Genomic DNA, 13,997 nt, shown 5'->3' on the forward strand with positions numbered 1-13,997 from the left:
CCTACTGCGGATTGGCAGCAAGCCAGGCGTTCATCTCGTCGATCTCGGCCTGCTGGGTCGCAAGGATGTTCTCGGCCAGCGCGCGGACCTGCGGGTCATCGGTGGTTTCCAACACCGTATGCGCCATGTCGATGGCAGACTGGTGATGAGGGACCATGCCGGCCATGAAATCGTGATCAGGATCGCCGGTCACGGGCATCGGGCTCATGCCCGCCATGCCGTCGTGATCCATCATGCTACCGTCCATGCGCCCCATGTTGCCGACGTGAAGCAGCATCATGCTGCCGACGCCCACGACGACCCCGATGACCAGCGCCGCAAAGACGTTTCCTGCCGTCGACATCTTAACGTCCGTCCTGTTGGGTTCCCGTTCGATCTAGGCGCGCCGCGATTCCGCGCAAGGGCGCAAGGGTCAGCTTGCGGCCCGCGCCGTCGAAAGGGCCTGCGGCAAGGCCGCGGCGAAGGCTGCGATCGCGTCGTCCGGGCCGCAGCTGACGCGGATGCAACGGTCGTGGGGTGCCACGAACGGCATGCGGACGAAGATGCCGGCCTCTCCCAGCGCCTTCACCACCTGTCTGGCGAAGGCACCGTCCTGCCCGCAATCCATCGTGACGAAGTTCGTGGCACTGGGCAGGGGTGTGAGGCCATTGTCGCGTGCAACGCCCGCCAGCCGGTCCCGGGCGGCCACAACCATCGCCTTCACCTGACCCAGCCAGTCCTGATCCCGCAGGGCGGCCAGAGCCGCGGCCTGACTGATCCGCGCCATCCCGAAGTGATTGCGCACCCGGTCGAAGGCGGCGATCAGCGGCCGTGGCCCGATGGCATAGCCGACCCGCGCCCCCGCAAGGCCATAGGCTTTGGAAAAGGTGCGCATCCGGATCACGCGGTCGTCGTCCGGTGCGATGAAGGGGACGGTGCCTTCGGGGGCGAGGTCGATATAGGCCTCGTCCAGCACCAGCAGGCAGCTGTCCGGAACATGGCTGACCATGCGCTGGATCGTCGCCGCACCGTGGTGGCTGCCCATCGGGTTGTCGGGATTGGCGATGTAGATCAGCTTCGCCCCAACCTCCGCCGCCCTGGCGGTCAGACGCTCCGGATCCTCGAAATCCCCGGCGTAGGGCACCGTGTGAAGGATGCCGCCAAAGCCGGTGACGTGGTAGTTGAAGGTCGGATAGGCGCCGGCGCTGGTCACCACCGGATCGCCGGGGGCGACGGTCAGCCGCACGAGGTTGCCCAACAGCGTGTCGATGCCTTCGCCCACCATGATATGCGCGGCGTCGATGCCGTGGTGCGCGGCGATGGCCTGCCGCAGATCGTGGGCCTCGGGATCGGCATACTGCCATGACCCGGCGGCGGCGGCGTGCATGGCGGCAATCGCCTTGGGCGAGGGGCCGAAGGCGGATTCATTGGCACCGAGGCGGGCAACGAAGGGCTTGCCCCGGGCGCGTTCCTGCGCCTCTGGTCCGACGAAGGGGACCGTGGCGGGCAGGGACAGCGCCAGAGGGGTCAGGCGGGGGTCGGTTGGATCAGCCAAGGGAGCCTCCGGCGGGAGTATTTGGAAAAAAGCGAGGAGGGGGTGCCGGAGGCGATGGTCGGAGCCTCCGGCAGGCGTTTGTCTGGTCGGATGAAGGTCATCCGATTTCGCTCAGACGGGCGAGGGCGGTCCTGAGCTGATCTGCCTCGGCCTCGCGGTCGGCGAGGTTCTGCTTGGTCTCGGCCACGACATCCGGCGGGGCGGAGGCGGCGAAGTTGGGGTTGTTCGCGCGACCGGCGAGGCCCTTGATCTCCTTTTCCAGCTTCGTGAGCCCCTTGGACAGGCGATCCTTTTCCGCCTCCACGTCGATCAGTCCCGCCAGCGGCAGGGCGTAGGTGGCGCCCTTGGCGGTGACGGTGAGGGAGCCTTTCGGAACCTCCGTCGCGCTGCCGATCGTCTCGATCCGGGCGAGGCGCTGGATCATCGGCAGGTTGTTGGCCTCGGCCCGTTGCGCATCCGCGTCGGCCTCGATGCGCAGCACGTCGATCTTCAGACCAGCGGGCACGTTCATCTGCGCGCGGGCGGAGCGGACGCCTTCGATCAGCTGGATGGTCCAGTCCATCTCGGCCTGCGCCTGCGCGTCGACCATGTCGGTCGTCAGGTCGTCCGGCCATGCGGTCAGGGCCAGCACCTGCGCGCGGGTGCCGGTGAGAGACCAGAGTTCCTCTGTGATGAAGGGCATGAAGGGGTGCAGGAGGACGAGCGACTGCTCAAGCACCCAGCGCATCGTCGCCTGCGTCTCCCGCTTCTCCTCTTTCGCGCCGTCGAGCAGGAGCGGCTTGGAGAATTCGACGTACCAGTCGCAGACCTTGCCCCAGACGAAGGCGTAGAGCGCATTGGCCGCGTCGTTGAAGCGATAGGCGGTGAGGGCGGCGTCGACCTCCTCGCGGACCTTGGCGGTTTCACCGATGATCCAGCGGTTCACGGTCTGGGTGGCCTGCGGGATGCCGTCCGTGGCGGGGGCGGCGAAGACCTCGTTCATCTCGGCGAAGCGGGTGGCGTTCCAGAGCTTCGTGCCGAAGTTGCGATAGCCCTTGATGCGGTCCTCGCTGATCTTCAGCACGCCGCCCAGGGCCGCCATTGCCGCATTGTTGAACCGCAGTGCGTCGGCGCCGTAGAGGTCGATCATCGCCAGCGGGTCGATGACGTTGCCGCGGGTCTTCGACATCTTCTCGCCCTTGGCATCGCGGACGAGCTGGTGGAGGTAGACCGTGTGGAACGGCACGTCGTCCATTACGGCGAGCGACATCATCATCATGCGCGCGACCCAGAAGAACAGGATGTCCTGCCCGGTGATGAGCACGTCGCCGGGGAAGTAGCGTTGCAGCTCCGGTGTGTCTTCGGGCCAGCCGAGGGTGCCGAAGGGCCAGAGGCCGGAGGAGAACCAGGTGTCGAGGACGTCGGGGTCGCGGGTCAGGGTCTTGCCGGGGGCCTTGGCCTGCGCCTCGGCCTCGCTCATGGCGCAATACTCGTTTCCGGCCTCGTCGAACCAGACCGGAATTTGGTGGCCCCACCAGAGCTGGCGCGAGATGCACCAGGGCTCGATGTTCTCAAGCCAATGGTAATATACCTTCTCGCCGCTCTCGGGGATGATCTTCGTGCGGCCGTCGCGGACGGCGTCGAGGGCGGGACCCACGATCTTGGCCGTGTCGACGAACCACTGGTCGGTCAGCATCGGTTCGATCACGACGTTCGAGCGGTCGCCGAAGGGCTGCATGATCTTCTTGGGCTCGACCAGCGGGGCGAGCTGGTCAAGGCGGCTCTCGCCGCCTTCCTCGGGGGCTGTGAGTTTCGCCGGCTGGCCAAGGCGCGGGTCGGTGGCGGGGACCATGACGGCGAGGCCCTCGGCGGTGATGTCTTCGATCACGCGGTTGCGCGCCTCGAACCGGTCGAGGCCGCGGTAGGCCTCGGGGACGAGGTTCATGGCGGCGATCATCGCCTCGTCGAAGGGGGCCTCGTCGGACGCGATCGCTTGCGCGGTCGCTGCCTCCTCGGCGTAGGGCCGCCCGTCGGCGCGCATTCGGCCCTTGGTATCCATCAGGGCATACATCGGGATGCCGGCGCGCTTGGCGACCTGGTAGTCGTTGAAATCGTGGGCGCCGGTGATCTTCACGGCACCCGACCCGAAGGTCATGTCCGGGTATTCGTCGGTGATGATCGGGATCAGGCGGCGGCTGTCCTTCGGGCCGACCGGGATCTCGCAAAGCTTTCCGACGATGGGGGCGTAGCGGGTGTCGTCCGGGTGGACGGCGACGGCACCGTCGCCCAGCATCGTCTCGGGCCGGGTGGTGGCGATGGAAATGTAGTCGCGCTCCTCCTCGAACAGAACGTTCCCGTCCTCGTCCTTCTCGACGTAAGTATAGGTCTCGCCCCCCGCCAGCGGATACTTGAAGTGCCACATGTGGCCGTCGACCTCGCGGTTCTCGACCTCCAGGTCGCTGATCGCGGTCTCGAAATGCGGGTCCCAGTTCACCAGGCGCTTGCCGCGGTAGATCAGGCCCTTGTCGTACATCTCGACGAAGACCTTGAGGACGGCGTCGTGGAAGTTGCCGGGCTTTTCCGTATCGGGGGCACTGTCCGCGCCGGACATGGTGAAGGCCGACCGCGACCAGTCCATGCTGTCGCCCAGGCGCTTGGCCTGATCCTCGATTGTGCCGCCGGAACTTGCCTTCCACTTCCAGATCTCGGCGATGAAGTCGGGCCGGGTCATGTCGGTGCGCCTGATCTGGCGTTCGGCCAGCTGCTTTTCCACGACAAGCTGCGTCGCGATGCCCGCGTGGTCGAGGCCGGGCTGCCAGAGGGTATCGTAGCCCTGCATCCGCTTCCACCGCGTCAGGATGTCCATCAGCGTGTGGTTGAAGGCGTGGCCGACGTGCAGCGCGCCGGTGACGTTGGGCGGCGGCAGCATGATGGTGAAGGTTTCGTCACGCCGCTTGCCGGCACCCGCCTTGAACGCCCCTGCCTGTTCCCACGCGGCATAGATCGCGGCTTCGCGGGCGGCGGGGTCGAATGTCTTGTCGAGGGCCATGGGGCTGCGTCCTTACTTCCGGTTTGCGCAGGGTTTACCGAAAGGGGCGCGCGCGGAAAAGGGCCAATGGCCGGGGCTGGACAACCGCGCGATCCCGATTAGGGTCTGCGTCGCAATGCAAGGGGTCGCACGCCATGGAAAAGTTCGGGAAAAGTCAGCCGGTGACGCGGGTCGAGGACCAGCGGTTCCTGACCGGGCAGGGGCGCTACGTCGACGATATCGCCCCTGACGGCGCGCTCTTCGCGGTCTTCGTGCGCGCACAGGTGGGGCACGGCACCTTGACCGGGATCGACGTGGAGGATGCGCAGTTAATGCCCGGCGTGCATGCGGTCATCACGGCGCAGGACCTTGCGGACGCGGGCATGGTGCTGGAGATGGAGGGGTCGCGCGTCAAAAACCGTGACGGCAGCGACGGCGCCTATACGGAGCGGAGCATCCTTGCCCGTGGGCGGGTCCGGCACGTGGGCGAACCCATTGCCTGTGTCGTGGCCGAGACGCTGCAGCAGGCCCGCGACGCGGCCGAGGCGGTGATGGCAGAAATCGACGACCTGCCTGCCCATATGGAGGCCGCCCCGGGTGGCGAGGCGCTGCACCCGACGGCGCCGGACAACGTCGCCTTCGACTTCGGTCTGGGCGATGCGGAAGGTGTCGATGCGGCCATCAAGGCGGCGGCCCATGTCGTCACGGTCGAGGTGACGGACAACCGCGTCATCTGCAACGCAATGGAGCCGCGCGGCTGCTACGCCGAGGTGAGCAACGGTCGCCTGCACGTCGCGGTCAACGGACAGGGCGTTTGGGGGCCGAAGGCGGATCTTGTCAGGCATTTCAAGCTGGACCCGGACGACGTTCATGTGACGACCCCCGATGTCGGCGGCGGGTTCGGGATGAAAGGCATGCGCTATCCCGAACCCTTCGTCGTGGCCCATGCGGCACGCAGCCTGTCCCGCCCGGTCCGCTGGATGAGCGAGCGGACCGAGGCCATGCTGACCGACAACGCCGGGCGCGATCTGGTGACGACGGCGACGCTGGCCTTCGATGCGGACTATCGCATGACGGCTTACAGCCTCGATACCGTGGCGAACATGGGGGCCTACAACAGCCAGTTCGCGCAGGGCATCCAGACGAACCTGTTTTCCAAGGTGCTGACCGGCACCTACGCCGTGCCGCACGCTTACATGCGGACGCGTGGCATCTATACCAACACGACACCGGTCGATGCCTATCGCGGCGCCGGACGGCCGGAGGCGATCTTCGTCCTCGAACGGTCGATGGACGAGGCGGCGCGGCAGCTGGGGCTGAGCGGGTGGGAGCTGCGCAAGCGCAATTTCATCCGGCCGGACCAGTTCCCCTATACCACGCCGACGGGCGTTACCTACGATGTGGGCGAGTTCAGCGACCTGCTGGACACCGCGCAGGCCACTGCGGACACCGGCGGATTTGCCGCGCGCAAGGCGGCCTCGGCAAAGGCGGGCAAGCTGCGCGGGCAGGGGCTGTGTTACTATATCGAAAGCATTCTAGGCGATCCTTCGGAAACCACGGCTGTGGAGTTTGCGGAGGATGGGACGGCCTTGATCTATGTCGGCACGCAATCGAACGGGCAGGGGCACGAGACGGTCTATGCCCAGTTCCTGTCGGACCAGACCGGCATTCCCGCCGACCGGATCACGGTCGTGCAGGGCGACAGCGACCGTATTCCGACCGGCGGCGGCACAGGCGGGTCGCGGTCCGTGACTGTCCAGAACACCGCCACGCTAGCGACCGTGGACGCGATGGTCGCGGCCTTCGGCGCCTACCTGTCTGAAAAGGAAGGCGGTGAGGTCAGCTTCGACGACGAACGGTTCCGCATCAAAGGGTCCAACCTCACGCCCACCATGCTGGACGTGGCAGAAATGGCCCGCGCCGACGGGCGCGGCGATCTGCTACGCCACAGCCAGCGCATCACGCTGGATAACCGCAGCTTCCCCAATGGCGCCCACGTCGTGGAGGTGGAGGTCGACCCCGAGACCGGCCAGACCACCGTCGACCGCTACACCGTCGTCGACGATTTCGGTAACCTTATTAACCCGATGCTGGTCGAAGGTCAGGTGCACGGCGGCGTCGCGCAGGGCCTTGGTCAGGCGCTGGCAGAGCGTGTCGTCTTCGACGAAGACGGGCAGCTTCTGACCGCCAGCTTCATGGACTACGGCATGCCGCGGGCCGCCGATGTGCCCCCGATCGACTTTTCGACGCGTGGGACGCCGTCGAAATACAACCCCATGGGCATGAAGGGCTGCGGAGAGGCGGGGACTGTCGGCGCGCTGGCGGCGGTGGCGAACGCCGTGCTGGACGCCCTCTGGGACGAAGGCGTGCGCCGGGTCGAGATGCCTTTTACCCCGCATCGGGTTTGGGGTTGGCTGCAGGAGGCGAGGACTGACGCCGCTTGACTGGCTCTTCGGCCGTTTCGGTCGCCGACCGCGCCAGAAAAGCGGCTCACCCCGCGGGCGCGGTCCTGCGACACATGTCATCATCCTCGACGGGACCATGTCGTCGCTGCGCGAAGGACGTGCCACCAATGCCGGCCGCACCTTCAAGCTGTTGCGAGAGGCAGGGCACCGCGCGAATTTGACTGTCTATTACGAGGCCGGGATACAGTGGCCCGACTGGCGGCACACGTGGGACGTGATGATCGGACGTGGGCTGGATCAGCAGATCCGCCGCGCCTACGGTGTGCTCGCCTCGCGCTATCGGCCCGGTGACACCATCGTGCTGATGGGGTATTCCCGTGGCGCCTTCGCGGTACGATCGCTGGCGGGTATGGTGGGGCGCGTCGGCCTTCTGCGCCACGATCATGCGACGGTCAGCGCGGTGCGTACCGCTTTTCGTCACTACCAGTCGGGCGGGACATCGGACAGCGCCCGCGCGTTTCACCGCCTGATGTGCCACAAAAGGGTCGAGATCGAGGCCGTGGCGGTTTGGGATACGGTCAAGGCATTGGGCTGGACACTTCCCTTTGCCCGGACCGACAGGACCGGCTTTCACGATCATCGCCTCGGCGATCATGTGCGTCACGGCTATCACGCGCTGGCGCTGGACGAACGCCGGTATCATTACCGTCCGGTCATGTGGGACACGTCGACATTTCCGCGCGCGACGGTCGAGCAGGTCTGGTTCCGCGGTAGCCATGGGGACGTCGGCGGGCAGGTCGGCGATTTTCCCGCCGCGCGGCCGCTTGCCAACATTCCGCTGGTCTGGATGCTGGACCGCATCGCGGACCGGGGCGTGCCGCTGCCGCCGGACTGGCGCAGCCGCTATCCCTGCGCGGTGACGGCGCCATCCTTGGGCCAATGGCGGGGCTGGTCGCGGCTGTTCTGGTTTCGCGGCATGCGCCGCATCCTGTCTGACCCGTCAGAGCGGTTGCACGACAGCGTCGCGGCCCCGGACGCCACGGCAGACCGAAGGCCCGCTATCAGGCGATCCGCATGATCAGGCAGGTGGTCGACCCGGTGGCGTAAAGCGTGCCGTCTGCGCCCTCGATCCGGCCCGTGGCCACCCCGGTCGATCGTCCCGCGTGATCGACGATGCCAATGGCGGTCACATGCGTGCGCAACGGAATCGCCCGCACGATGTTGATCTTGTATTCCAGCGTCGTGTAGACTGCGCCCTTCGGCACGGTCGTCATCACCGCGCAGGCCATGCAACTGTCCAGCAGCGTGCCGTACCAGCCACCGTGGACGCCCCCCACCGGATTGGCATGTGCGAATTCGGGCGTTCCGGAAAAGACGCATGTCCCCTCCGCGACGCTATCCAATGTGAAATTCATGCCCTGTGCGATCGGCGCGCCGGGCAGATCGCCGCGCAGCACGGCCTCCATGAACTCCAGCCCGGACAGCGACAGGATCTTTTCGCGGTCGGGCAGGTCGGATGGTGATGTGGCGAATGGCATCGGCGGCTCCGGCAAGGGTTGCCGCAGGCTGCCGCCTCAGGCCACGTTTTGCAAGCGGGCGCCGGGGGCGATGCCAAGAGCGCGGCAGACATCGTGGGTCAGCTGAGGCTTGTTAAGCGTGTAGAAATGCAGATGCTCCACCCCGTCGGCCAGCAGTTCATCGCACAGCTCCGTCGCCAGTGCCGTCGCCAGCATATCGGCCTGACCCTCTTCGGTGGCATGGGCAAAGGCCTGTGCGACGACGGGCGGGATGCTGGTGCCGGTCGCCTTGGCAAAGCGCGAGGCGCCTTTCCAGTTCTCGACCGGCAAGATGCCGGGAATGATCGGCGCGTCGATGCCTGCCTTCACACATTTGTCGCGGAATCGAAAGAACGTCTCGGCCTCGAAGAAGAACTGCGTGATCGCGGCACTGGCGCCGGCGTCGATCTTGCGCTTCAGCCAGGCGACGTCGGCGTCCTGACTGGCGGCCTCGGGATGCTTCTCGGGATAGGCGCCGACGCGCAGGGTGAATTTGCCGGTGGCGGCGAGGGCCTCGATCAGCTCCACCGAGGAGGCGAAGCCGTCGGCGTGGGCGGTGAACTTTTCCGACCCCTTCGGCGCGTCACCGCGTAGGGCGACGATGTCGGTGATGCCTGCTGCGGCGTATTCCTCTGCAATCGCCAGCGTCTCGGCCCGTGTCGCGTCGACGCAGGTCAGATGCGCCGCGACACGCAGGCCGGTCGTCCGGTCGATGGCAGTCACCGCCTCGTGGGTCAGCTTGCGGGTGGTTCCGCCGGCGCCGTAGGTCACGGACACGAACTCGGGTTCCAGCGGCGCCAAAGCATTCACGCAGTCCCGCAGGCGGAACGACCCTTCAAGGTTTTTCGGCGGAAAGAATTCGAAAGAGATCTTGGGGCGGGTCATCGGTGCGTCCTGTTCTGCGGTCTTGTCATATCTGGCATCGCCGGGCATATGAGGCAAATTCATAACGCTCACGATGATTATGAGGACAACCGCGATATGCATATCGAGTTCCGCCACCTGCGTACGATCAAGGCGATCCACGACACCGGCGGACTGTCGAAGGCGGCGGATGTGCTGGGGATCACGCAATCGGCCCTGTCCCATCAGATCAAGGGGATCGAGGATCAGGCGGGGGTAGAGCTTTTTGTGCGGCGCACCAAGCCGCTGCGCCTGTCCGCCGCCGGTATGAAGCTGCTGGCGGCGGCAGAGACGATCCTGCCGCAGGTCGCGGCGCTGGAGGCGGAATTCGACGGCCTCATCGCCGGCAAGGCGGGGCGGCTGCACATCGCGATCGAATGTCACGCCTGTTTCGAATGGCTGATGCCTGTGCTTGAATCCTTTCGCAAGGCCTGGCCCGAGGTGGACGTCGATATCCGCCCCGGCCTTGCCTTCGACGCGCTGCCGGCGCTGCGCCGAGAGGAGGTGGACCTTGTCGTATCCTCCGACCCGGAGACGCTGGAGGGCGTCGAATTCACGCCGATCTTCGATTACGAGCCGGTCTTCGTCGCTGCGGCAGAGCATCCGCTGGCGCAGAAGGACGTGATCGAGGCAGAGGATTTCCGCGGTCAGACCCTGATCACCTATCCGGTGGATCGGCATCGGCTTGACGTCTTCAGCGAGTTGCTGACGCCGGCCAAGGTCGAACCTGCCGTCGTCCGGCAGGTGGAACTGACCGCGATGATCCTGTTGCTGGTCGCGTCCAACCGCGGCGTGGCCGTGCTGCCCGACTGGGTCGTGCGGCAGGTGCGCTACAATTCCGATTACGTGACGCGGCCGCTGACGGCCGGGGGCATTACAAAGCGCCTTTATGCGGCGACACGGACCGCCGACGCGGGCCTGCCGTATCTGAGTCACGTCGTCCGACTGGCCCGGCAAGAGGCAGTAAAGCTGCAGCGCGCCTAGGCCGCCGTGGCGCATCCAACCTGCAGCATTTGCAGAATCCGGTCGTAGGGCTGCGGCGGCGCATAGAAATAGCCTTGTACGATCTGACAGCCCATGTCCCGCAGGATGTCCAGCTGCGCCGCGGTTTCTACCCCCTCTGCCACGATGACGACGTCGAGGCCTCGCCCCATGTCCAGGAAAGATTTCACCAGCACGTCGGTCGCCCGGTCCTGACCCAATCGCCGCACAAAGCCGGTATCGAGCTTCAGTTCGTCGAATTCGAGGTCCTGCAGATGCTGGAACGAGGCGAAGCCGGTCCCGAAATCGTCCAGTGAAATCCGCGCGCCCGCGAGCCGCAGCAGGGAAATCGAATCCTGTATCATGCGACCGGAACGGGCGATGAATATGTCCTCTGTCACTTCGAACATCAGGTGCGGCCGCAGGTCGGGATGCCGGGCGACGATGGCCAGCAGCGCTTCGCGTCCAGAGGTCGTGGCCAGCGTGACCTCTGCCAGATTGATCGAGACCTGCTCCGGCAGCACCGCGTCGGCCTTCATCCGGCGCATGTCCGACAGGATCACCTGCAGCATGTGCTGCTGGAAATCGGCCTGCAGCCCCAGTTCATTGATCGCCGGCAAGAATGCGCCGGGCGCACGGATCTCTCCGTTCGGCATTTCCCATCGGGCCAGCGCCTCCAGCCCGACGATGCGTCCGGTGCCGAGGTCGATCTGGGGCTGGTAGAAGGGCAGGACCTCGCCCCGGTCGAGGGCGAGCCGCATGCGAGCCCTGTCGTCGAGGGTGAGCCGGCGCGGAAATGTCGCCGGATCGAAAATGACGAAGGGCGATTCCAGCCTCAGCTTGGCTTGATAAAGTGCCTGACCCGCTTCGATCAGCAGTTGATCGACGGTCGCCTTGCTGCGGGCCGGCGCGATCCCGATGCTGGCAGAGACTTGAAGATTGCGCTGCTCGAACCGGACGGGCTTGCGGATCAGCTGCAGGATATCCTCGGCGATGCGAGCCATGTCGACCGGCGTCAACGGCCCCGGCCAGGCGATGGCGAATTCGTCACCCCCCAGCCGCGCCACGATGCTAGACCCGGTCAGATCCACGCTAAGTCGCCGGGCGACCTCTTTCAGCAGGGCATCGCCCGCGGCATGGCTGTAGCTGTCGTTGATCGGTTTGAATCCATCCAGATCGATCAGGAACATCGCCCCGGTGATGGCTTTCGACGCCTTGTTCCCATTCAGGAATTCCCGCGCGATCCGGTCGAAGGCCAGCCGGTTCGGCAGTCCCGTCAATACGTCGCGCAGGGACAGATCCTCCAGTTCCACCAGGCGCCGGTTCGCCAGTTCCCGCATGTTCTCGTAGGCGGACAGGGTGTCCTTGTGGTTCTGGGTCGTCTGCACGGTATTGGCGAAGTAGACCATCAGAAGCCCGCCAAGGATATACCCTTCAACCGGGCCGGACGTCGTCATGGGACGCCAGAAGATATCCTGCATGATCGCGATCACCACGAGATAGGCCGGAACCAGCATGCTCCAATTATAGATCGGGACGGCGACGAAGGAGTTCGAGATGTGGACCATAGCCCCGAACAACCAGATGCAGGCACAGAGCAGCATGGCGGTGGAGCCAGCGGCCACGAAGAGCGTTGCGGCCATCATGTAGCAGACCGTCGTCACCACGGCGACCGCCCAGACCAGAAAGCACCGCATCCGGCCCGGCGGGGGACCGTCGATACGCTGCCCTGCGCCAGCCAGCCACGCGGCAAGTTCCGTCAGGGCCACCAGCAGCGCCATGGTCACGGCAGCGCGGTCATAGCCGGTGACGGTCATGATGCCGCTCACAAGCGGCACGAGGCTCATGCGACGCAGGCGGTCGCGCCGGACAATGTGAATTGTCAGGCGGGTTTCAAAGACAAAACGTTCCCTCAACCGCTCCAGCATTGCGCTCTCTGTTGCCGTGACGGCTCGAGTATCCTGCGATGTCGCGAAGATTCCCTTAAGACTGCCGCCTTCCTGTCCCTTGTGCGGCCCGCCCGCCCGTCCTATACGCCGCCCTTGATCCATGGACGGAGGCCCCGATGGCTGGCAGTGCGAACCTCAACGTGATGATGAAGACGGCCCGCAAGGTCGGTCGCGCCCTGCTCAAGGACTTCGGCGAGGTCGAGCAGCTGCAGGTCAGCACCAAGGGCCCCGGCGATTTCGTCAGCCGCGCCGACCGACAGGCGGAGGAGACGATCCGCAACGAGCTGATGCACGCGCGGCCCAGCTATGGCTTCCTGGGCGAGGAGGGGGCCGAGATCGAGGGCGAAGACCCCACCCGCCGCTGGATCGTCGATCCCCTCGACGGCACCACGAACTTCCTGCACGGCCTGCCGCACTGGGCCGTGTCCATCGCCCTTGAACACAAGGGGCAGGCCGTCGCCGGGGTGATCTACGACCCGGTCAAGGACGAGATGTTCCATGCGGAAAAAGGCGGCGGTGCCTTCGTTAACGAAAAGCGAATCCGCGTGTCCGCCCGTCACCGGCTGATCGAGAGCATCTTCGCCACCGGCCTGCCCTTTGCAGGCCGCAGCGACCTGCCCGAAAGCCTGCAGGATCTTGCGCGGCTTCTGCCCGCCTGCGCCGGTGTCCGTCGCTTCGGGGCGGCGTCGCTCGACCTCGCCTATGTTGCTGCCGGTCGCTACGACGGGTTCTGGGAACGCAAGCTGAAGGTCTGGGACATGGCCGCCGGGATCGTGATCGCCAAAGAGGCGGGTGCCATCGTGGAATCGATGACGCAGGACGGCGATCCGATGGCCGACGGGTCGGTGGTTTGCGCCAACAACGAGATCTTCGCGACCTTCGCCAAAGTCGTCCGCAAGGACTAGCGCCGGCGGCGCACCGTGGGAACGCGGCTGCTGCCGTCGACGTAGGTGGCCGGCGGGTGTGGCGGGATGCCGTGGGTGACCCGCCAGAACGCCGTGCCGCCCAGCCGCCGCCACAGGGGCACGGTCAGGACCAGCCCCGCAACGAACCCGCCGATATGCGCCCAGTAGGCGACACCGCCGTCCGCCTGCGCGCCGAACCCGCCGAAGGCCTGCATCGCGAACCACACGCCCAGCACGATCCAGGCGGGCACCGGAAAGATCTTGAAGAAGACGATCAGGATCAAAATGATATCGACCCGCGCCCGCGGGAACAGCAGCAGATAGCCGCCCATCACCCCAGCGATCGCGCCGGAGGCCCCCACCGTCGGCACGGCGGATGTCGGGTCGATCGCGACCTGCGCCAGCCCGGCCGCGATGCCGCAGCCAAGGTAGAAAGCTGCAAAGGGGCCATGTCCCATCCGGTCCTCGATATTGTCGCCGAAGATGAAGAGGAACAGCATGTTGCCCGCCAGATGCAGCAGTCCGGCGTGCAGGAACATGGACGTCAGCAGGCCGGTGTAACCTTCGCCACCCGTTAACCGTGCCGGGATCAGGGCGTAATGATAATAGAACCAGCTGAGCGCGTTGGTGTCGGTCAGCGCCGTCGCCGACCATAGCCAGATTCCGATGTTCGCCACCAGCAACCCGTAGGTCACGTAGGGTGTGTCGCCTGACGGGTTGTGATCGCGGATCGGGAACATGCCCCATAGGTGCGGTG

Annotated in this window: 11 protein-coding genes; 4 read left to right on the forward strand and 7 right to left on the reverse strand. The window is 65.8% G+C overall.

Annotated features, from left to right (window positions below):
- Window position 1 precedes the first annotated feature (1 nt).
- The 3 genes from BUA54_RS00640 to BUA54_RS00650 all read right to left on the reverse strand — a co-directional run bounded on the left by BUA54_RS00640 (window position 2) and on the right by BUA54_RS00650 (window position 4,562).
- Complete coding sequence (locus tag BUA54_RS00640) at window positions 2-343, reverse strand: DUF305 domain-containing protein (protein ID WP_084113977.1); 342 nt, start codon at window positions 341-343, stop codon at window positions 2-4.
- Window positions 344-412: 69 nt separating this feature from the next.
- Window positions 413-1,534, reverse strand: coding sequence for a pyridoxal phosphate-dependent aminotransferase (locus tag BUA54_RS00645; protein WP_072855284.1), 1,122 nt, complete (start codon window positions 1,532-1,534; stop codon window positions 413-415).
- Window positions 1,535-1,631: 97 nt separating this feature from the next.
- Window positions 1,632-4,562 (reverse strand): valine--tRNA ligase, encoded by a 2,931-nt coding sequence (locus BUA54_RS00650; RefSeq protein WP_072855285.1) that lies wholly within the window; start codon window positions 4,560-4,562, stop codon window positions 1,632-1,634.
- Window positions 4,563-4,696: 134 nt separating this feature from the next.
- Here BUA54_RS00650 and BUA54_RS00655 point away from each other — a divergent pair, with 134 nt between their 5' ends.
- Both BUA54_RS00655 and BUA54_RS00660 read left to right on the forward strand, forming a co-directional pair.
- Complete coding sequence (locus tag BUA54_RS00655; protein WP_072855286.1) at window positions 4,697-6,985, forward strand: xanthine dehydrogenase family protein molybdopterin-binding subunit; 2,289 nt, start codon at window positions 4,697-4,699, stop codon at window positions 6,983-6,985.
- Window positions 6,986-7,082: 97 nt separating this feature from the next.
- The gene (locus BUA54_RS00660; RefSeq protein WP_245810532.1) at window positions 7,083-8,024 is read left to right on the forward strand and encodes a DUF2235 domain-containing protein; all 942 of its coding nucleotides are present in this window, start codon (window positions 7,083-7,085) and stop codon (window positions 8,022-8,024) included.
- On the opposite strand, the gene BUA54_RS00665 is transcribed toward BUA54_RS00660, so the two are convergent.
- Both BUA54_RS00665 and metF read right to left on the reverse strand, forming a co-directional pair.
- Window positions 8,008-8,484, reverse strand: a complete 477-nt coding sequence (locus BUA54_RS00665; RefSeq protein ID WP_072855288.1) for a PaaI family thioesterase — start codon at window positions 8,482-8,484, stop codon at window positions 8,008-8,010. The two genes, BUA54_RS00660 and BUA54_RS00665, sit on opposite strands and share 17 nt — an antisense overlap.
- 36 nt (window positions 8,485-8,520) lie before the next feature.
- Window positions 8,521-9,387, reverse strand: a complete 867-nt coding sequence (gene metF, locus BUA54_RS00670) for a methylenetetrahydrofolate reductase [NAD(P)H] (RefSeq protein ID WP_072856075.1) — start codon at window positions 9,385-9,387, stop codon at window positions 8,521-8,523.
- 96 nt (window positions 9,388-9,483) lie between these two features.
- On the opposite strand from metF, the gene BUA54_RS00675 reads away from it, so the two are divergent.
- On the forward strand, window positions 9,484-10,389 hold the full coding sequence (locus tag BUA54_RS00675) for a LysR family transcriptional regulator (protein ID WP_072855289.1): 906 nt from the start codon (window positions 9,484-9,486) through the stop codon (window positions 10,387-10,389).
- Here the strand turns inward: BUA54_RS00675 and BUA54_RS00680 are convergent.
- Entirely contained in the window at window positions 10,386-12,314 is a 1,929-nt protein-coding gene (locus BUA54_RS00680; protein ID WP_072855290.1) for a putative bifunctional diguanylate cyclase/phosphodiesterase, read from the reverse strand. The two genes, BUA54_RS00675 and BUA54_RS00680, sit on opposite strands and share 4 nt — an antisense overlap.
- A gap of 137 nt (window positions 12,315-12,451) precedes the next feature.
- Here BUA54_RS00680 and BUA54_RS00685 point away from each other — a divergent pair, with 137 nt between their 5' ends.
- Entirely contained in the window at window positions 12,452-13,240 is a 789-nt protein-coding gene (locus BUA54_RS00685) for an inositol monophosphatase family protein (protein ID WP_072855291.1), read from the forward strand.
- Here BUA54_RS00685 and BUA54_RS00690 read toward each other — a convergent pair.
- Window positions 13,237-13,980, reverse strand: coding sequence for a rhomboid family intramembrane serine protease (locus tag BUA54_RS00690; RefSeq protein ID WP_072855292.1), 744 nt, complete (start codon window positions 13,978-13,980; stop codon window positions 13,237-13,239). The two genes, BUA54_RS00685 and BUA54_RS00690, sit on opposite strands and share 4 nt — an antisense overlap.
- Window positions 13,981-13,997 lie beyond the last annotated feature (17 nt).

The sequence above is a fragment of the Loktanella atrilutea genome, from assembly GCF_900128995.1.
In the GTDB taxonomy this organism is placed as follows: domain Bacteria; phylum Pseudomonadota; class Alphaproteobacteria; order Rhodobacterales; family Rhodobacteraceae; genus Loktanella; species Loktanella atrilutea.